Origin of the sequence: Kitasatospora sp. Root107 (assembly GCF_001424875.1) — a bacterium.
Classification (GTDB): Bacteria; Actinomycetota; Actinomycetes; order Streptomycetales; family Streptomycetaceae; genus Kitasatospora.
Genome location: NZ_LMCT01000023.1, coordinates 1 through 19,235 on the forward strand (window position 1 = coordinate 1; position 19,235 = coordinate 19,235).

General features: G+C 70.4%; 18 protein-coding genes. 8 read left to right on the forward strand and 10 right to left on the reverse strand.

Features of this window, described 5'->3' with window-relative positions:
• The 6 genes from ASC99_RS20030 to ASC99_RS20055 all read right to left on the reverse strand — a co-directional run.
• Positions 1–713, reverse strand: a 713-nt coding sequence (locus ASC99_RS20030) for a maltotransferase domain-containing protein (protein ID WP_157531643.1), incomplete at its 3' end; no start/stop codon positions are given.
• Between the two features lie 41 nt (positions 714–754).
• Complete coding sequence (locus ASC99_RS20035; RefSeq protein ID WP_057234002.1) at positions 755–1,351, reverse strand: DJ-1/PfpI family protein; 597 nt, start codon at positions 1,349–1,351, stop codon at positions 755–757.
• 19 nt (positions 1,352–1,370) lie between these two features.
• Positions 1,371–3,041 (reverse strand): thiamine pyrophosphate-binding protein, encoded by a 1,671-nt coding sequence (locus ASC99_RS20040; RefSeq protein ID WP_057234004.1) that lies wholly within the window; start codon positions 3,039–3,041, stop codon positions 1,371–1,373.
• 95 nt (positions 3,042–3,136) lie between these two features.
• Entirely contained in the window at positions 3,137–3,973 is an 837-nt protein-coding gene (locus tag ASC99_RS20045) for a type 1 glutamine amidotransferase domain-containing protein (protein ID WP_057234006.1), read from the reverse strand.
• 155 nt (positions 3,974–4,128) lie between these two features.
• Positions 4,129–4,602: a nuclear transport factor 2 family protein gene (locus ASC99_RS20050; protein ID WP_057234008.1), complete on the reverse strand. Its 474-nt coding sequence runs from the start codon at positions 4,600–4,602 to the stop codon at positions 4,129–4,131.
• A gap of 84 nt (positions 4,603–4,686) precedes the next feature.
• Positions 4,687–6,171 carry an MFS transporter gene (locus ASC99_RS20055; RefSeq protein ID WP_057234009.1) on the reverse strand — a complete coding sequence of 495 codons (1,485 nt, stop codon included), beginning with the start codon at positions 6,169–6,171 and terminating at the stop codon, positions 4,687–4,689.
• A gap of 304 nt (positions 6,172–6,475) precedes the next feature.
• Between ASC99_RS20055 and ASC99_RS20060 the strand changes: the two genes are divergently transcribed.
• The 8 genes from ASC99_RS20060 (at position 6,476) to ASC99_RS20095 (ending at position 12,735) form a co-directional block, all read left to right on the forward strand.
• Positions 6,476–7,156, forward strand: coding sequence for an SDR family oxidoreductase (locus ASC99_RS20060; RefSeq protein ID WP_057234011.1), 681 nt, complete (start codon positions 6,476–6,478; stop codon positions 7,154–7,156).
• Positions 7,153–7,584, forward strand: a complete 432-nt coding sequence (locus ASC99_RS20065; RefSeq protein WP_057234013.1) for a VOC family protein — start codon at positions 7,153–7,155, stop codon at positions 7,582–7,584. Before ASC99_RS20060 ends, ASC99_RS20065 begins: the two co-directional genes overlap by 4 nt.
• 39 nt (positions 7,585–7,623) lie before the next feature.
• Complete coding sequence (locus ASC99_RS20070; protein WP_057234015.1) at positions 7,624–9,096, forward strand: ankyrin repeat domain-containing protein; 1,473 nt, start codon at positions 7,624–7,626, stop codon at positions 9,094–9,096.
• A 43-nt stretch (positions 9,097–9,139) separates the two neighbouring features.
• The gene (locus ASC99_RS20075) at positions 9,140–9,448 is read left to right on the forward strand and encodes a muconolactone Delta-isomerase family protein (RefSeq protein ID WP_057234017.1); all 309 of its coding nucleotides are present in this window, start codon (positions 9,140–9,142) and stop codon (positions 9,446–9,448) included.
• A gap of 35 nt (positions 9,449–9,483) precedes the next feature.
• Positions 9,484–10,170 carry an EthD family reductase gene (locus tag ASC99_RS20080; RefSeq protein WP_057234019.1) on the forward strand — a complete coding sequence of 229 codons (687 nt, stop codon included), beginning with the start codon at positions 9,484–9,486 and terminating at the stop codon, positions 10,168–10,170.
• 22 nt (positions 10,171–10,192) lie between these two features.
• Positions 10,193–10,882 (forward strand): SDR family NAD(P)-dependent oxidoreductase, encoded by a 690-nt coding sequence (locus tag ASC99_RS20085; RefSeq protein ID WP_057234021.1) that lies wholly within the window; start codon positions 10,193–10,195, stop codon positions 10,880–10,882.
• Between the two features lie 142 nt (positions 10,883–11,024).
• On the forward strand, positions 11,025–11,951 hold the full coding sequence (locus ASC99_RS20090) for a TMEM175 family protein (RefSeq protein WP_157531644.1): 927 nt from the start codon (positions 11,025–11,027) through the stop codon (positions 11,949–11,951).
• Positions 11,952–12,045: 94 nt separating this feature from the next.
• Positions 12,046–12,735 carry an NADPH-dependent F420 reductase gene (locus ASC99_RS20095; RefSeq protein ID WP_057234026.1) on the forward strand — a complete coding sequence of 230 codons (690 nt, stop codon included), beginning with the start codon at positions 12,046–12,048 and terminating at the stop codon, positions 12,733–12,735.
• 87 nt (positions 12,736–12,822) lie between these two features.
• Here ASC99_RS20095 and ASC99_RS20100 read toward each other — a convergent pair whose 3' ends face one another.
• From ASC99_RS20100 to ASC99_RS20115, 4 genes are all read right to left on the reverse strand, one after another.
• Positions 12,823–14,037 (reverse strand): IS701 family transposase, encoded by a 1,215-nt coding sequence (locus ASC99_RS20100; RefSeq protein ID WP_235502848.1) that lies wholly within the window; start codon positions 14,035–14,037, stop codon positions 12,823–12,825.
• A 79-nt stretch (positions 14,038–14,116) separates the two neighbouring features.
• Entirely contained in the window at positions 14,117–16,279 is a 2,163-nt protein-coding gene (locus ASC99_RS20105) for an AGE family epimerase/isomerase (RefSeq protein ID WP_057234028.1), read from the reverse strand.
• Positions 16,276–18,396, reverse strand: coding sequence for a glycogen debranching protein GlgX (gene glgX / locus ASC99_RS20110; RefSeq protein WP_235502847.1), 2,121 nt, complete (start codon positions 18,394–18,396; stop codon positions 16,276–16,278). Before glgX ends, ASC99_RS20105 begins: the two co-directional genes overlap by 4 nt.
• A gap of 112 nt (positions 18,397–18,508) precedes the next feature.
• Positions 18,509–19,201 (reverse strand): SDR family oxidoreductase, encoded by a 693-nt coding sequence (locus ASC99_RS20115; protein ID WP_057234031.1) that lies wholly within the window; start codon positions 19,199–19,201, stop codon positions 18,509–18,511.
• Positions 19,202–19,235: the final 34 nt, after the last annotated feature.

The following is a 19,235-nucleotide window of genomic DNA, read 5'->3' on the forward strand; positions in this document are numbered from 1 at the left end:
CGGAAGGTGCCGGAGACCGGCGGCTGGTTGCCGTCCGGGTCGATCACCGCACCCTCGGACCGCGGGAAGAACTCGTACCACGACCCGAACAACGCCCGCTCCCGATGGACCGTCAGCTCCACCGGCTGCACGGTCGAGAGCAGCTCCCGGAGCGGATGGTCAGCCAACCGTGCGGTGACCGCCGGGGCGTGGGCCGCCGCCAGCCGCTGCGCGGCCGGGACGTCCAGGTCGAGCAGGGTGGCGGCGGCCGTCAGCACGGCGGTCCGCCCCGCTCCCCTGGGGCCGGCCAGGGCCGCCCGGCGCAGCAGCTCCGCGCCCTCCTCCAGGGTGACCTCGACGTCCTGGCCGGCCGGGATCTTGATGTCGGCGCGGTGCAGCCAGCTTTCGACCGGATCGCTCCAGGCTTCCACGGTGTAGGTCCAGCGGCCGGGCACGGTCGGCGTCACGTACGCACCCCAGCGGTCGGTGCCCGGCGCCAGCTCCCGCATCGGGGTCCACGGACCGCGCCGCCCGCGCGGACCGCGCAGCACCACGTTGGCGCCGAGCGCGTCGTGGCCCTCCCGGAACACCGTGGCGCTGACCAGGAACCGTTCACCGACCACGGCCCGGGCCGGGCGGCTGCCCCCGTCGACCGCCGGCTTGACGTCCAGCACGGGTATCCGGCCGATCGGGGTGGGCTGTCTGCGGGGCGCCCCTGCCTTGATGGTGCTCATCTTGCCGATGTCCTCTCACGGTTGGGCGGCTACCCGCCTGGTCAGACCACTTCTCCGAGCCGGCGCCTGGTCCGGGCGGCGAGCTGGTCGATGATGGTGCGGGCGAAGACGTGGCAGTGGTTGCCGGTCCGGGCGGTGACCAGGTCCTCGTCGACGACGACGTCCTGGTCCACGTAGACGCCGCCCATGTTGCGCAGGTCGCCGAGCAGGTTGTTGTGCACGACGGCCTTGCGCCCCTGGATCACCGAGGGGATCGGCGCGGCCAGCCACATGCCGTGGCAGATGATGCCCTTGACGATCGCCGGGTCCGCGAAGGCCCGGCGCAGGAAGGTCACCGCCGGGGGAAGCGCCTGCACGTCCTCGGTGTACCTGAGCCGGTCGGCGACGATGCCGGAGGGCACGATGACGGCGGCGAACTCCCGGAGCCCGTACTCGTCCAGGTCCTCGAAGGACTCGGTGACCTCGAACGGCATCCGGTGCTCGTGCCCCCGGAAGACCAGTCTCTCGTTGCCCCAGAGCCGGGTCAGGAAGCGCACCTCGGCGCCCTCCTCGGCGAACCGGCGCTGGTAGTAGAGGATTTCGGGCTCGTAGAAGTCGCTCTCCATCAGGACCGCGATCTTCTGTCCGGTCAGCCGCATGGCGGCCCCTCCTTCCAGGTCAGTCACGACCGATGACCAGGTCGATCAGGAACGGTCCCGGGTGCGCCAGCGCCCGTGCGATGGCCGGGGCGACCTCCGCCGGCTTCTCCACCCGTACGGCCGGGACGCCCAGCGACTCGGAGAGCGCCGCGAAGTCGATCTCGGGCCGGGAGAGGTCGAAGATGCCGGGGAAGTCGTGGTGCTCGATGTCCTGGCTCCGCCAGTACTGCTCGATGTTGTCGTCGAGCAGCTTGTAGCGGCCGTTGTTGCAGATCACGAACTTGGCGGCGATGTCGTACCGGGCGGCCGTCCACAGGCCCTGCACGGTGTACATGCTGCCGCCGTCCCCGGTGAAGCCGACCACCGTCCGCTCGGGGTGGGCGAGCTTGGCGCCGATCGCGCCGGGGATGCCGACCCCGAGCGAGCCGCCCCGGGTCTGGTGCCAGTGGCCGGGCTCGTTCGGCGGGTTGTACCGGAAGATGCCGGGCGAGGAGGTCAGCGCCTCGTCGAACAGCACGGCGTCGGGCGGGAGTTGGCGGGACAGCTCGCGGCCGAAGTACGCGGCGGTCAGCGGACCGCCCTCGTCGGCGGCCAGGTCGCGGGCGACCGCGTCCGCGTAGGCGGCGGCCTTCTTGTCGGCCAGCCCCTGGATGCGCTCGGCCACCGCCTGCTGCCGCTCGGCGGACTGACGCTCCGTCAGGGCCTCGGTCAGCCTGGCCAGCGAGAGCTTGGGGTCGGCGACCAGACCGAGGTCGACCGGGAAGTTCTTGGCTATCGCCCCGCTGTCGAGGTCGATGTGGACCACCGGCGCGCCCTCGGCGAAGACGCCGTCGAGCAGCGGGTAGACCTCCGGCAGGGCATAGGTGCCGACGATCAGCACGGCATCCGCCGCAGCGGTCACCCGGCTGCTGTTCTCGCCGAACATGTGGCCCAACTGGCCCTGGTAGAGCGGGTGGTCGGCCGGCAGGTTGACCTCCGCCCAGTCCGCCCCCCAGACCTCGGCGCCCCACACCTCGGCGAACCGGGCCAGCTCCGCCTGCGCGTCGGCGAAGTGCACCCCGTCCCCGGCGATGATCAGCGGCCGCTCGGCGGCCGCCAGCAACGAGGCGGCCAGCCCGATCGTCCCGGCGTCCGGGACCACGGCGGTGTGCAGGTAGGAGGTGGGGACGGCCGGCTCGCTGGTCGGCCGGTCCAGCACGTCGGCCGGCAGCACCACCAGCACCGGTCCGTACGGCGGGGTGGCGGCGACCTTGAAGGCCCGGCGCAGCACCCGCAGGGTGGACTCCGGATCGACCACCCTGGTGGCCCACTTGGTGACCGGCTTGGCCATCCCGACCAGGTCGGCGGCCATCTGGGCGTCCATGCTGTCGTACGCGAGGCCGGACTCGCCGACCACCACCACCAGCGGCGCGTGACCCCGCATCGCCTGGTAGAGCATGCCGATGCCGTTGCCCAGGCCCACCCCGGAGTGCAGTTGCAGCAGGGTGGGCGTGCGGGTGGCCCGGGCGTAGCCGTCGGCGATGCCGACCACCACGGCCTCCTGGAGCGCGAGCACGTACTCGATCTCGGGGAAACCCCGCAGCTCGTCCAGGAAGCCCTGCTCCACGGTGCCGGGATTGCCGAACATGTACTTCACGCCGTCGGCTTTGAACTGCTCGAGCATCGCCACCCGGGCGGGCCTGCTGGCCATGGCTTGCGTACCTCTCGATCGGTGGACTGTACGGAGGGGCCGGGAACGGGCGGCCGGCCGGTATGCGCCGGGGCGCGGCCGCCCGTCTCCACGGGTCAGGCCTTGAAGCCCCACTGGCGCAGGCCCTGCTCCAGCACCTCGACGACCTTCTGGCCGGTGAGGTAGGAGTCGGGGGTCGAACGCCCGGTGATGAACGGGTAGTCGACGATCACCGAGGTCTCCTTGCCGAAGTTGCCGTGGTAGGCACCGTCGGGAGCGGTGGCGTCGCGCAGGATGTACTCCAGCGGGTACGGCGGCGGGCCGATCACGAAGTCGGTACCCATGAAGCCGGTGCCGTCCTTGTAGTCGTACTCGATGCAGTGCCCGGTGACGTGCTTGTTGCGGATGATGCTGGCCCGGTCGTCCTGCTCGCGGGCGAAGGCCAGGCAGGCCACGCCGTAGCACTCGGCGGCGATCGGCAGGCCCAGGTTGTAGAAGGCCAGCACCAGGTCGTGCACCCGCCAGTTGTTGGCGAGGTCGACGATCGGACCACTGCCGCCGACGATCAGCAGCGCGTCGTACCGGTCGGCGATCTGCTCCTGGACGTGCTCGCGGCGGTGGTTGTAGCCCTCCCAGGCGCGCAGGAAGTCGTTGCGGCTGCGGTACGGCCGGTCCGGCAGCCAGGACGACAGGTCGAGCGGGTTGTCCAGGCGGTTCGAGCCGTCGAACGCGCGGACCTTCTCGGCCATCTCGGTGCTGGTCACCGAACGGCCGAGCGGCGGGTCGATGTACTCCGGGTCGTAGCTCGGCGGCAGGGCCACCGCGCGCTTGCCGGTCGGGGTCGCGAAGGTGATCTCGTAACCGGCCTTGTCGAAGGTCTCGAGCGGGCCGATCAACTCCTCTCCCCAGTAGCCGTACTCGGAGAGGACGATGAGAATGCGCTTCTTCGCCATCGGCGTTGGTCTCCTTCAAAGGGATTGCGTGCCGGCCACGAGCGGGCTGGTGCCCCGGTGGCCCCACTCCTGTCTACCGGCTCACGAGGACTCCAACTGCCTTTCCAGACAGCCGAGTTGGGCATGCGGTAAGTCGGAGGAAGTACTGTGCGAGGTCAGTCGGCGTAGGTCAGGGCGGCCTTGGTGATCAGGCCGTCCGCGATGTCGAAGGCGTAGTTCGCCCGGAAACCGCCGGAGCCGCCGGGGGCGAAGACCACCAGCATGGTGGTGCCGTTCTCCCGCGGGGTTTCGCGCAGGACGGTGAGCCGCCCGCCGATCACTTCGGAGGCGGCCCAGTGCCGGATCGCCTCGTGACCGCGGATCTCACGGCCGACGTCCACGATCAGGCCGTCGGGATGGAAGGAGGCCACCAGGGCGTCCAGGTTCTTGGCCTCGACCGCGTCGACGTAGCTGCGGGCGGCCGGCGGCAGCGCCTGCAGGGTCTGCGGCGCACTGGTGGTGGGATCGTTGCGGATCGACTGGACCACGGTGGCCCGCACCGGGTCGGAGGAGTAGCCGATGACCAGCGCGCCGGTCACTGCGGCCACGGCCAGCCCGCCGGCGACGAAGGTGACGGTGCGTCGGGACATGGTTCACGCTCCAGGAGATCGGGAGCCCGACCCGCCGGGGACACTGCCCCGGCGGGTCGGACCACGAGGATTCCGGACAGTGGTTCAGCGACTTCCGGCCGTCTCGCGCCCCTCGACGCCGGCCTCGGCCTCGGCCGGGGCGTCGGCGACGGGCTGCTGCTGCGACTGCGGACGGATCCCGAACAGCGCGATCAGCACGCCGGCCAGGGAGAACAGGCCCGCCGCGAGGAAGGCCCAGCGGTAGCTGGTGACCCCCACGCCGGAGCCCTCGGTGACCACGGTCGCCGTCATCACGGCGGTCAGCACGGCGACACCGACACCTGCACCGATCTGGTACGAGGCGGTGATCAGGCCGGAGGCCACACCCTGGCGGTCGTCCGAAACCCCGCTCACCCCGGCGATGTTGACGGTCGGGTAGACCAGGCCGTTGCCGATGCCGTGGATGATGATGGCCGGCAGCAGCACGGTGACGAAGTTCGCGTCGTGGCCGATCCGCAGGAAGAGCAGCACGCCCGCGCCCTGGAGGATCATGCCGACGGCGGTGACGGTGCGGACACCGAACCGGCCGACCAGCGGGCCGGACGCGTACTTGGCGGTGGCCACGATGACCAGGCCGAGCGGCAGGAAGCAGAAGGCGGTCTGGAGAGCGGTGTAGCCCAGGGTCTCCTGGAGGTACAGGCTCGCCACGAACTGCCAGCCGATGGTGGAGCAGGCCCAGACGATGCTCACCAGGTTGGCGCTGCTGAGCGTCGACGAGCGGAAGATCGAGAGCGGGACGAGCGGGGCGCGGTGCCGGGCCTCGATCAGGACGAAGCCGATGAGCAGCACCACGGCGCCGCCGATCGTGCCCAGGGTGGCGACCGAAGCCCAGCCCCAGGCCGGGGCCTGCACCAGACCGTAGACCAGCAGCATCGCACCGGCGGTCGCGGTGACCGCGCCGCCGACGTCGAATCCGCCCCGCCGGCCGGAGCCGGTGGCACGGTCGTCGCCGATGATCAGCGGGCTGGCGATCAGGACACCGAGCGCGATGATGGCGGGCACGAAGAAGACCAGCCGCCAGTTGATCTCGGTCAGCACGCCGGAGAGCACCAGGCCGAAGCTGTAGCCACCGGCCCCGGTCATCGCGAAGATGCCCAACGCCCGGTTGCGCTCGGTGCCTTCGCGGAAGGTCGTGGTGATCAGCGACATCGCCGCGGGCGCGGTGAACCCGGCAGCGACGCCCTTGAGCACCCGGGTGGCCACCAGCAGCGAGCCGTCGGTGAAGAAGCCGCCGAGCATGCTCGCGATGATGAAGACGACGGTCGCCGCGACGAAGGTCCGCTTGCGACCCCACACGTCGGCCACTCGGCCGCCCAGCAGCAGGAAGCCGCCGTAGCCGACCACGTAACCGGAGACGAGCCACTGCAGTGAGCCGTCGGACAGGCTGAGCGCCTGCTTGATGCTCGGCAGCGAGACGCCGAGCACCGAGTTGTCGAGCGAGTCGAGGAAGACCGCCGCGCAGAGCACGAGGAGCGAGAGGTTCTTCCTTCGTTCCGTCAGCGCCGAGGCTGTGCGTTCGATTGTGGTCATGGTGTGTCAGGCTCCTCGCTCTTCCGGATCGGAAGGAACGTCGAGGCGGAGCCCCGCGGAGGACCGCCCCCGCCGGGGCATGACAGTGCGCAAGCAGTTAACTATGAGCGCGAAGAGCTGTCAAACCATCAGTCAATTCATCGTCAGGCCAGGACCCGGATCCGCATCATCCCTGCTCACAGAGCCCAGAGGTCACAAGGCTTGTACCTTGTCACTTTTATGGTTGACTAGAAATGACTGCACTGGTTAAGTCTGCTGACGTTAAGTCCGGTCACCCCTGACCTGCCGCACACCTGGAGGTTTCATGGACAGCCCCATCGCGGTGATCGGCGGCCGTGGCCGCACCGGCCGCCTCGTCGTGCAGAAGCTGCTCCAGCGCGGGGAATCGGTCCGCGTGCTCAGCCGGGGTGCCCGGCACGGCCAGGGCGCCGAGTTCGTCCAGGGCGACGTGCGGGATGCCGGCTCACTGGTCAAGCCGCTGGCCGGGGTCTCGGCCGTGGTCTACGTGGTCGAGCCCGGCACGTCCGACTCCGGCCCCGACAGCCCGCGCGCCACCATGTTCGACGGCGTCCGCAACGCCCTCGCCGCCGCCACCGCCGACGGCAACCGCCCGCACTTCGCGCTGGTCAGCCAGATCTACGTGACCCGGCGCAGCCACTCGATGAACAGCTACGGCCGTCTGCTCGACTGGCGGCTGGCCGGCGAGGACGCCGTCCGCGAGTCCGGCCTGCCGTACAGCGTGGTGCGACCCAGCTGGCTGACCGACCGGCACAGCGCCGGCAATCAGGTCCGGCTCGAGCAGGGCGACACGGGCGACGGCAAGATCTGCCGGGACGACGTCGCCGAGGCCGTCGTCCAGTCGCTGTACACCCCGGCAGGCGCGGGGATCACGTTCGAGATCTACAACGAGTCCGGCAGTGCGGCCACCGACTGGCCGGCCCTGTTCGCCGCCCTCGACCACACCGCCCCGGCGGTGGCCGAATGAGCACCGCCCCCGCCCGGCCGATACCCGCGCTGACCCTCTCCGGCTGCCTCTCGGTCGCCGACCTGGACGCCACCGCCACCTGGTACGCCGAGGCCCTCGGATTCCACACCGTCCGGCGGCACACCTTCACCGAGTTCGGCGCCGAGGTCGCCTACCTCAGCAACGGCACGCTGGCCCTGGAGCTCCTCCAGGTCACCGACGGCATATCGCTGCAGCGGCCGGCCCCGCCGAACCACGGCGCACTGCACGGTCTCACCCAACTCGCGTTCTACGTCAGCGATCTGGACCAGACCGTACGCGAGCTGCGCGAGCGAGGCGTCGAGCCGGTGACCGACATCGCCGATGTGCCCGTGCTCGGTGTCCGGGCCCTGTTCGTGCGCGATCTCGAAGGCCACTACATCGAGTTCATCCAAGCCGACTGGCTCTGACGACCCGTCGGCAACAGCCGCCCACAAGGAGCCTTGCACATGAGCGAAGAGCAGCTGAGCGCCGCCACCCGCGCGGTGGCCGAGCGCTGGTTCACCGCACTGACCACCGGGGACTTCCCCACCGCCCTCGACTGCCTGGCCGACGACGTGGAGTGGGTGAACTACGCCCCCGTGCCCGGCTACAACGACGACATGCCCTGGATCGGGACCCTGCACGGCAAGGACGCCGTCCTGGCGAGCCTCGGCGTCTTCACCTCCCTCGTCGAGGTCGGCGAGGAGGTGCTGGTGCGGCTGAGCGTCGACGGCGAGAACGCGGCCGGCGTGATCCACGAGCGGTCCGTGGTCAAGGAGAACGGCCTGCCGTTCGAGATCGAGTTCATCCAGTGGCTGACCGTCCGGGACGGCCGGATCATCCGCTGGAAGTCGTACACCGACCCGTCCGAGATCGTCCGCGCGCTCCGCGGCGACCACGGCGCGCGCAGCACGCACACCAGCCTGGCGCTGCTGGAGGCCGTCCGCGCCCGGGACACCGCGGCCGTGAACCGGCTGATCGCCCAGGGTGCCGACCCCGGCAGCCGGGACCAGGCGACCGGGCTGACCGCGCTGATGACCGCGGCCGGCCAGGCCGACGCCGCCACCGTCCGGGTCCTGCTCGCCGCCGGGGCGGACCCGCTGACCGCGGACACCCGGGCCGGTGCCACCGCCCTGCACAAGGCGTGCCAGGGCGGCAGCGTCGAGGTCGCCCAGGCGCTGGTCGAGGCGGGCGCCTTCGTCGACGCGGTCGCCCCCACCACCGGCCACACCCCCCTGATGGACGCGCTCTGGTACAAGTTCCCCGACCTGGTGCGGTACCTGCTCGGCCAGGGGGCCGGCCTGGAGGTCTACACCCACTACGGCTTCTCGCTCAAGCAGCACTTCGAGTACGAGCTGAACGTCAACACCCGTGGCAAGGACCTGCTGCTGCAAGCCGAGGAGCACCTCAACAACCGGCGCTCCCAGGACAGTTCGGCCGTCCAGGCGCAGCTTCTGATGGCCGCCGTGGCGGCCGGGGACACCGCTCGGGTGCCCGGCCTGCTGGCGGCCGGCGCTCCGGTCGACGAGATCTTCCCGCGGCTGAACGGCTTCAACGACGGGCACACCCCGCTGCACGTGGCCGCGCGGGACGGACACACCGACATCGTCGTCGCCCTGCTCGCCGCCGGGGCCGACGTCAACGCGGTGGAGCCGTGCTTCGGTGCCGTCCCGCTGCACAAGGCGGTCTACAACGGCCACGCCGCGATCACCGGGCTGCTGGTCGCCCGGCCGGGCATCCAGCTGGACTTCCAGGGCGCCACCAACGGCTACACCCCCCTGCACGACGCGCTCTGGCACGGCTACGAGGACTGCGTGCGGATCCTGCTGGACGCCGGTGCCCGCACCGACCTGGTCGGGCACGACGGCAAGCTCCCGTACGACCTCGCGGTCGAGGTGTTCGGCGACGGGCACCCGCTCGCCATCGAGCTGAAGTCCTGACCACCCGGCACCACCCTTCCCCGCACCACGACAGGAGATCGCCATGCTGTTCTACGTCCAGATGAAGTGGAAGCACGAAGGCCGGATCACCCTCGACGAGCTCTGGGAGCTGGAGCAGGAAGAGGCCGAGCACGCCCAGGAGACCATCAACTCCGGGTTCTGCGTCGGGATCTGGAAGGTGGCCGCGCAGAAGCGGGTCATCGCCATCATCGAGTCCCCGGACGCCGAGGAGCTCGACCGCACCGCGCTCGGCCGACTGCCGATGCGCGAGTACCTGGAGTTCGAGACGGTCTGGCCGCTCCGTGACTACCTCGGCTTCGCCGAGGACGTCAAGAAGCGCTACCAGGTCTGACCCGGCCCGCCTCACCCACACACCACGGAGCCCCGATGATCCATCAGTTGATCTTCGCCCACCCCAAGCCCGGGATGAGCGAGCAGGAGTTCCAGCGCTACTGGCTGGACGTGCACGCCCCGAACTACGCGGCCAAGATCCCGCAGATCCGCAAGTACTGCGTGGACACCCGCATTCCGCTCGGCCCCGAGCCCGCCGACCCGCTCTGGAGCGGCATAGCCGAGATCTGGCTGGACAACGACGAGGACCAGCTCGCCTCGCTGCAGACCCCCGAGTTCCTCGAGGGCGCCCGGCTGGACGAGCCGCGCTGGGCCGCCTTCTGGCGGACCGTCGTGCTGGACACCGACGCGCAGGTTCTGCTCCCCGGCCCGGGCACCGAGCGGCCGGAGGGCACCAAGCTGGTGATCCTGGCCAAGCGCGCCAACGGGACCACGGTGGAGGACTTCCGCCGCCGCAGCCTGGAGGGCCACGCCAAGACGGCGCTGGACGTGCCGGGTGTGGTCCGGTACGTGCAGGGCTTCGTCCGTGACGGCGCGTACGCGATCGGCGAGTCCCTGCTGGACGTCGCCTACCAGCTGAGCTTCGAGAACGAGGAGGCACTGCGCCTGGCGGTGGACTCCGCGGAGTTCGGCCGACTGCTGGCGGACCTGGAAGAGTTCACCGAGCCGCGCTACATCCACCAGCTGGCGGTCCGTGAGCACTGGATCATCGGGGCCGAATAGCCGATCGGGCCGGGAGGCCGCCGTGAACCGTACCGCTCTCGTCACCGGTGCCAACCGTGGCATCGGACTGGAGACCTGTCGTCAACTCGCCACCGCCGGACTGGACGTGGTCCTCTGCTCCCGTGAACCCGACCGCGGCCTGGCCGCCGCGGCCGGCCTGGCGGGGCTCCGCGGCCGGGTACGGGTCGAGCAGCTGGACGTCGAGTCGGCGGAGAGCGTGCTGGCCTGTGCCGGACGGCTCGCCGCCGACGGCGTGCGGGTCGACGTCCTGGTGAACAACGCCGCGGTCTACCCGACCACGGGGTTCTTCGCCGCCGACGAGGACCTGTTGGAGCACACCTGGCAGGTGAACCTGGTGGGTGCCTTCCGGACCTGTCAGGCGTTCGTGCCGGGCATGGCCGAACGCGGCTGGGGACGGGTGGTCAACGTCTCGTCCGGCGGCGGCTCGCTCGACGCGGGCCTCCCCGGGCCACCGTTGTACGGGATCACCAAGGCGGCGCTCAACGCCCTGACGGTGACGCTCGCCTCCACCGTGCCCGCATCGGTGAAGGTCAACGCGGTCTGCCCGGGCTGGGTCCGTACCGACATGGGCGGCGCCGGCGCCCCACTGAGCGTCGCTCAGGGCGCCGACACCGTGGTCTGGTTGGCACAACTTCCCGAGTCCGGCCCCACCGGCGGTTTCTTCCGCGGGCGCAAGCCCATCCCCTGGTAGCCAGTCGGCCCGGGGGCACCGATCCCCCATACCGGTGCCCCCGGGCCGGCGACTCCCCTGGAGGTAGTCGACTGTGAAGAGCAGTCAGCAACATCAGAGCCAGCATCAGCATCAGCACGAGACGGCTCCCGAGCCGGTGGAGATGAACTCCGCCCGTCTGGAGGCGTTCAGCGACGGGGTGTTCGCGATCGCGATCACCCTGCTGATCCTGGACATCCGGGTACCGAAGGAAGGGCCGCTGCTCCAGGGCCTGATCCACGAGTGGCCCGCCTACTGTGCCTACGTCGTCAGTTTCCTGATCATCGGCATGGTGTGGATGAACCACCACACCATGCTGTTCTACATCCGCAAGGTCGACCGGGGCCTGCTGCTGTTCAATCTGCTGCTGTTGATGAACGTCGCGTTCATCCCCTTCCCGACCCACGTGCTCGCCGAGGCGATGAGCTCCGGCGAGGGCGGACGAACGGCAGCGGTGTTCTACGGCCTGACGCTCACCCTGGGCGGTATCCCGTTCAACGCGATCTGGGTGTACGCCTCACGCGGGCACCGGCACCTGGGCAACATGATCACGCCCGAACAGGCCGCCGTGATGCGCCGTCACTTCCTGATGGGGCCGGTGCTCTACCTGGGCGCCACCCTGGTCGGGCTGATCAGCGCGGTGGCCAGCCTCACCATCTTCGGGGTGCTGCTGCTCTTCTACATGATCGAGGTGCTCAGCTCGGTCGGGCACTCCCAGTCCGACGCACAGGCCAGGCCGCCGATCAAGACGGTGGGGGCGGTGGCCGAACCGCCGACGCCCGCGCCGCCGACGCCCGAACTGCCGACGCCCGAACCGTCGGACGCCGTCACGGCATCCGCCCCGGCCCCGGCGGACCAGGAGCATGCGCAGGAGCACGAGCACGAGCAGGACGACTCCGACACCGCCCCCACCCCGCTGCGCAAGCCGACCCCCACCCAGGCGAGCGCGGCACCGGAGCTGCGTGCGGTTTCCACCGTCGTGCCCCGGCCGAGCGTCCCGGTGGCGGTCGGCAGCGGGGAACGCTGCACCAACTGCGGCCGCGCCGACTGACGGCACGTCCGTTCCGCCCGCTGCCCTGCCGAGTCCTGACCGACCCGGCAGGGCAGCGGCGTTCACGCCCGTAGTTCTTCGAAGGAGGACCACCATGCAGTACGCGGTCATCGGTACCGGAGTCGTCGGCCGGACCCTCGCGGCCGGCCTCGCCGCCCTCGGACACGAGGTCACCGTCGGGACCCGGGACGTACGGCAGACCCTGGAGCGCACTGAGCCCGACGGCTACGGCACTCCGCCGTACTCGCAGTGGAGCACCGACCACCCCGGCATCCGGCTCCGCACCTTCGCGGAGGCGGCACACGGCGCCGAGGTGGTGGTCAACGCCTCGGCGGGAGCGGCCAGTCTGGCCGCGCTGACCGCCGCCGGCGCCGACAACCTCGCGGGCAAGCTGCTGATCGACGTGGCCAACCCGCTGGACTTCTCACGAGGCATGCCGCCCACCCTGAACCCGGTCAACACCGACAGCCTCGGGGAGCAGATCCAGCGCGCGTTCCCGGCCGCCCGGGTGGTGAAGACCCTCAACACCATGAACACCGCCGTCATGGTCGACCCCCGGCGGGTGCCCGGCCCGCACAACGTCTTCGTCTGCGGCGACGACGAGACGGCCAGGAAGGAGGCGGCCGGGCTGCTGGCCGACCTCGGCTGGCCTTCGGACTGGGTGATCGATCTCGGCGACCTGACCGCCGCCCGCGGCCTGGAGCAGATCCTCCCGCTGTGGCTCCGGATCTGGGGCACGCTGGGCCACGCGGACTTCAACTTCCTGGTGCAGCGGGCCCGGTGAGCTTCGGCTGAGCGCGCAGCACTGAGCACGAGAGAGCCTCGGGGGGCCGGAACCACCCGAGGCTCTCTCGTGCTCAGTGCTGCGCGCTCAGCCCACCTCGGCCTGGAGCACGGGCTCGGCCGCCGCGCCCTCCAGCTCCTGCAGGGTGTGGAAGCCGAGCGCAGCGGAGGCCAGGGTGACGTGGTGGTGCCAGCCCCGGAACGACCGGCCCTCGAAGTCCGCCAGGCCGTACCGCTGTTGCAGGCGTTCGCAGCCCGTACCCGAGCTGTGCCGCAGCCCGGCGAGCGCGACCACCTCGGCGAGCTGGTCGGCCGGCAGGTTGGTGACCCACTGCGAGCGCGGCTGCGGGCGGCCGAACGGCCACTCCACCACCAGGTTGCGGGCCGGCCGACGGCGGATGCCGGACATCCGGGAGGGCAGCACGGCCGGGCCGCCCGGGAGCCCCAGCACCATGAACTGCGAGTGCCTGCGCCGGGCCGCCGAGCCGTCCCGCCAAGCCAGCACGGTGCCCGCGTTCCGGCTGCCGAGGAGACCGGCCAGGTCGGCGACCGACCGACGGACCGCACCGGGACGGCCCGGCGGGGTGGGGACGGACAGCATCGTGCTCGGGCCCACTTCGAGCAGGTAGGACAGACCCCGGCCCTCCAGGCCGAGCTGCAGCGGCTCGAGGTCCGGCTGGTTGGACCAGTCGGCGAGCACGGGAGCCCGGGGGACGTTCCACTCCAGGATCTGGTCGAGCGACTGCAGGACGTACTCCCAGCGCGGCCGGTGCCGCTGCTCGTCCGGGAGATGGGCCTGCGACCGCAGCTGCTCGTCGGCGTCCCACTGACGGGGCAGCAGCAGGTGCCAGTTGACCGGCAGGCTCCCCTCCGCGTGCACCAGTGAAGTGGCCAGCGCCAGCTGGCAGTTCATCATCCGGCCGGCCGACGGCGCGAACTGCCGGGCCACCCCGACCGACCGGGACCCGTTCTTCTGGAAGGCCACCTCGTCGAAGGCCCAGGCCAGCGGCTCCGTCAGGGCGCTGACCCGCTCGGCGAGGTGGCGCCGGACGTCGTTGCACTCCCAGGTGGACTGGCTGACGAACTGTTGGATCGGCTGCACCACGCGTCGCCCCAGCACCGCTTCGGTGATGTTCGCCGGAGTCCTGCGCCCGGAGCCGTGGAGCAGACCACGCAGGTAGACCTCGCCCCACCGGCGCTGGTCGCTGCGGGCAAAGCAGGCGAAGAGCTCCCGGCAGTAGTCGGAGAGCCCGTCCTGCTGCTCCCGGTCAGGTGCTTCGCGGAGGTGTGCGATCGTGGCCACAACAGTCCTTCGGAGTCTCGGAAAAGGGGCCTGTCCTCCCCCGCGCCGTAGTCAGCAGGGGAGGACAGGCGCTATGGGGTCAGGCGTGTTCGGGGCAGGTGTGGTCCGGGTCCAGCACGAAGGCGTCGGTGGCGATCAGCGCCTGGGTCACCTCCGGCAGCGCCGAACCGACGATCACGAAGTCCACGTCCAGGCCGACCTTGGTGCGCTGGAAGAGCAGCTCGTTGATGGCCGGACGGGCGATCTCGGTGACCTTGCACAGGTGGAACTCCACCCGCTCGGGACCGACCGACAGGGCCTCGCTCATGCCGCGGCGGAACTTCTCCAGTTCCTCCAGGTCGACGATGCCCTCCAGGAAGATGTGCGTCGTCCGGCCGTCGAAGTCGCTGCGGATCCGCAGCCGCATGTCGGCCGGCTCGACCGCGACCCGCACCCGCAACGGCTGGTCGGAGACCGGCAGATTGACCGTCAGCTCCTTCGGGTCGAAGTCCTCGTACGGCTGGTCGTCGATCCACACCCGGTCGATCTGCACCGAACCCGGCGGCAGCAGGTCGGGCGAGACCCGCAGCACCCGGTCCGGGAAAGACTCCGGTAGCGGCCGGAAGTGCAGGGTCAGCGGCGAGGAGGTGATCAGCAGACCGGTGTACGCGGCGGCCAGGTAGCAGAGCTCCAGCGCGTGGTAACCCGCCATCGAGTGGCTGCCCTTGAGCCGCTCGGTGCCGAGCAGGTAGGGGATGCCGTTGGCCAGCACGTTGAAGTAGACGCCGCCGTCGTCGTAGTCGAGGAAGAAGGCGTTGTAGAACGCCGCCGCCTCGCGGGCGAGCCGCTTGTGCTCCGGGTCGCCGGACACCCCGGCCAGGATCAGGTAGGCCAGGATCGACTGCTCCTGCTGCCACCAGGCCTTGCGGTCGTGCCAGACCAGCCGGTGCGCACCGCTGTCCGGGTCCGCCCGGCGCTCGACCACGTCGTACCAGCCACCGCGCTGCTGGTCGCTGCCGACCGACGGCATCATCTCGGCGATCCGCTCGGCCAGCGTCGCGTACTCGGGCTTGTCGCGCAGGGCCCGGATCCGGGTCAGGTTCCAGGCGATCTTCAGGTTGTGGCCGACCACGGCCCGGTCCTGCTGCCAGCCCCAGGTCCGGTCCGGCGTCCAGTCCTCGTGGAACCGCTCCTGGACGAACGGGCTGGCCGGCTCGTCCGGGAAGTGCCGGGCGATGTCGTCGGCGGTCTGCTCCAGCAGCTCGGCGAAGTCCTCCCGGCCGGTGGCCAGGTAGGCGTTGATCAGGTACGCCGGGGCGTGGTCGCCGACCGAGTTCCAGTTCTTCCGGGCCCGGTTGCGACCGAGCGCGTCGGAGCGCGGGTCCATGGTGATCGGGTCCAGGTGGGAGAAGAAGCCACCCCGGTCGTGGTCCTCGAAGTACCGGTGGAACAGCGCCACGGTGTGGTCGATGTCGTTCAGGATCCGCGGGTCGCCGGTGATCCGGTAGGTCTGGGTCGGCCCGGCCAGCGCGTAGATCTGCTCGTACATCGGGATGGCGTCGAAGTCGTCGCCGAACTCGGAGGCGAACACCTTGCGCTGGCCGGCCGGGGTGATGTCGATGCCGTGGTACCAGTAGGCGATGCCCTCCCGGTCGTCGCTCACCCGCATGTGCTCGCGCAGGTAGTCGGTGCCGGACTCGGCCGCGTCCAGGAAGCGCTGCTCACCGGTGAGCAGGTAGGCGGTGGACAGGCCGTAGACCAGCCGGGAGATGGTGTCGGTCTCCTGCCGCACGTCCTGGCCGGCCGAGTCCGGCAGGTGGGTGCCACTGAGCGTCAGCTTGGTACGGAAGTTGCGCCAGTCGTACACCCCGTCGGGGAAGTGCCCGCGCAGGTAGAAGTCCGCTATCTCGGCGGCCTGCTGCACCCACCAGCCGGGCTTCTCGAAGACGTACGTGCCACGGCTCTCCTCCGGGAAGGTGATCTGCCGGGCCTCGATCCGCTCGCCGCCGTCCCACTGGTGGAACAGGCCGTGCACGAAGACGTAGCGGCCCTCGGCGAGCATGTCGCGGGTGGCGCCGGAGGTGTCGCGCACCTCGTCGCCGAGGTTGCGGACGATCTGCGAGCCGAGGAAGCCGTCCAGGTGGATGGTGAACTCGCGGCCGTCGGAGGTCCGCAGGCCGAAACGCTCGCGGGTCGGCTCGTAGGACGTCACGTAACCGGCGATGCTGTCGGAGTACGTACGTCGGGTCTCGGGTGCGCTCATCGGTGGATGCCTCCGTCGTGGGGCAGCGAGGTCAGGACGACCACGCTGCGACCGTGGGCGTGGTAGATGTGGCCGGTCACCGGCTCCTCCGTGCCGGGCGGCAGGATGTCGGCAGGGCCCTCGAACGCCGTGTCGACGGTGCGGGCCCACTGGTGACCGGTGATCCGCGGCAGCTCGAAGTCGAGGCCGAAGTGGAACATGTTGAGGATCACGTGCGTGTCCGGCTCCCCGCCGAACCCGGCCAGGGTGAACGCGAGCACCCGGGCGTCGGAGTCCTCCCAGCCCGGCTGCTCCAACCTGGTGCCGTGCCAGGTGACGTCCGGCAGGTCCCGGTCGTTGCGGCGGCCGGAGAAGAAGTGCGGCTCGCGGACGGCCCTGGTCCGCTTCCGGAAGCTGATCATCTCCTGGAAGAAGTGCCGGGTCTCGGTGTTCTTCTCGGACTGCTCCCAGTCCAGCCAGGCGATCGGATTGCCCTGGCAGTAGGCGTTGTTGTTGCCGTCCTGGGAGTTGCGGAACTCGTCGCCCGCCAGGATCATCGGCACGCCCCGGCTCAGCATCAGCAGCGCGACGTGGTTCTTGATCTGACGGATCCTCAGCCGTTCGATGTCGAACGCGTCGGTGGGCCCCTCGACGCCGCCGTTCCAGCTGAAGTTCTCGTGCGAGCCGTCCGCGTTGGACTCGCCGTTGGCGTGGTTGTGCTTCTCGTTGTAGCTGACCAGGTCGTTCAGCGTGAAGCCGTCGTGGCAGGTGATGAAGTTGACGCTGTTGGTGGGCAGTTCACCACTCTTGCTGAACAGGTCGCGGGAGCCGCCGATCCGGGTGGCGACCGCGCCGACCAGCCCGCCGTCGCCACGCACGAACCGGCGTATGTCGTCCCGGTAGGGCCCGTTCCACTGCGACCAGCGCTTCCCGGGGAACCGGCCCACCTGGTAGAGGCCGCCGCCGTCCCACGGCTCCGCGATGATCTTCGTCTCGGAGAGGATGCCGGACAGCTCGATGCCCCAGAGCACCGGCGGCACGTCCATCTCGTACCCCTCGGCGCCGCGCGAGAGCTCGGAGGCGAGGTCGAAGCGGAAGCCGTCCACGTGGTGCTCGGTCACCCAGTACTCGAGGCACTCGATGATGAACTTGGCGACCGCGGGGTGGTTGGCGTTGATCGCGTTGCCGCAGCCGGTGAAGTCCATGTAGTGCCGGCGGTCCTGCGGCCACAGGTGGTAGTAGGTCTCGTTCGCCTGGCCGCGGAAGCTGATGGTCGGGCCGTGCTCGTTGCCCTCGGAGGTGTGGTTGAAGACCACGTCGAGGATGACCTCGATCCCCGCCTTGTGCAGGGCCTTGACCATGTCGCGGAACTCGGTGATGTGGGTGCACTCGCAGGCGTCCGAGCAGTACCCGGTGTGCGGGGCGAAGAAGCCGAACGGGTCGTAGCCCCAGTAGTTGTGCAGCGGGGCCCCGTTCGGGCCGGTCCGCAGCACCTGCCGCTCGTCGAAGTCGAAGACCGGCAGCAACTCCACGGCGGTGACGCCGAGTTCCTTCAGGTACGGGATCTTCTCCACCACGCCGGTGAAGGTGCCGGGATGGGTGACCCGCGAGGTCGGCGACGCGGTCAGGCCGCCGACGTGCACCTCGTAGATGACCGAGTCGGCCAGCGGCGTGCGCAGCGGCTCGTCGCCCTCCCAGTCGTAGCCGTCCAGGTCCACGACCATGCTGCGCATCGAGTACGCGCAGTTGTCCTCGGGGCCGATCGCCCTGACCCGCTCCCAGAGGGAGTTGACGTTGGCCCGCGCGTAGGGGTCGAGCAGCACCTTGCGGGGGTTGAAGCGGCTGCCCGAGTCCTTGGTGTGGTGCGGTCCGTCCATCCGGTACGCGTAGGTCTGACCGACCGTCAGGCCCTCGACCCGGCAGTGCCAGAAGTGGTAGCTGCGGTGGTGGTCCGGGTCCAACCGGATGACCTGGCTCGGCGCGAGCGCGTCGTACCGGTCGAAGAGCAGCAGCTCGACCTGGGTGGCGTGCTCGGAGTACACCGCGAAGTTGACTCCGGTGGCATCCAGGGTGGCACCGAGCGGCTGGGGGCGCCCCGGGCCGACCTCCAGCTCGGTCGGCCCCGGGGGCGCTTCCATGGGCGCATGACTCATTGTCATTTTCTCTGTCATTTCTGTCGCTGCGACGGGGGAATATCGAGCGGCGGAGCGGGCTCGGCCGATGTTCGGCCGACCCGTTTCAGGCCTGTTGTCAGGCCACCGGGGCGCGGTCCAGCTCGAGCGAGGCGAAGGCCCGCTCCCAGTCCGCAAGCCGCGCGCCGGGCTCGTTGAACAGCTCGAAGGTGAGGCCGCGCGCCGGGATGGAGTACAGGGCCTGTACGACCGCGTCCGCGACGTCCTGCCGGTCGACCTGACCGAAGCCCCGGTCGCCCTGCTCCAGTCGGACCCGCTCGCCCATCGCGTGGTCGTCGATCAGCCACCCCGGCCTGATCACCGTGTAGGGCAGCCCCGACTCGCGCAGCAGTTCCTCGCCGGCCCTGCGCCACTCGAGCAGCCGCCCGTAGGCGTTCAGCGGGTGCCCCTGGTGGGTGGCGTGCAGCTGGCTCACCAGCACCACGTGCGGGCGGGCCCCGGCGGCCGTGGCCGCCTCCAGGACGTTCCGTACGCCCAGGTACATCGTCGCCTCGGGCCGGTTCGGGCCTTCGTCGTCGGTGCCCGGCTCGACCGTGATCACCACCGCCGACGACCAGGCCAGCGGCCCGGCCAGGGTCTCCGGCAGGCGGACGTCGCCCTGGACGAACACCGCGCCTGGCGGCAGGTGACGTCTCGCCAGTTGCACCGTGCGGCCCATGGCCCGCACGCTCTCACCTCGGTCCAGCAGGCGCTGCACGATCAGTCGGCCGAGTCGGCCGGCACCGCCGACCACCACTACCGGGCTGTCCATCGGTTCCTCCTCGTTGCGCTCGAAGCCTTGCCCC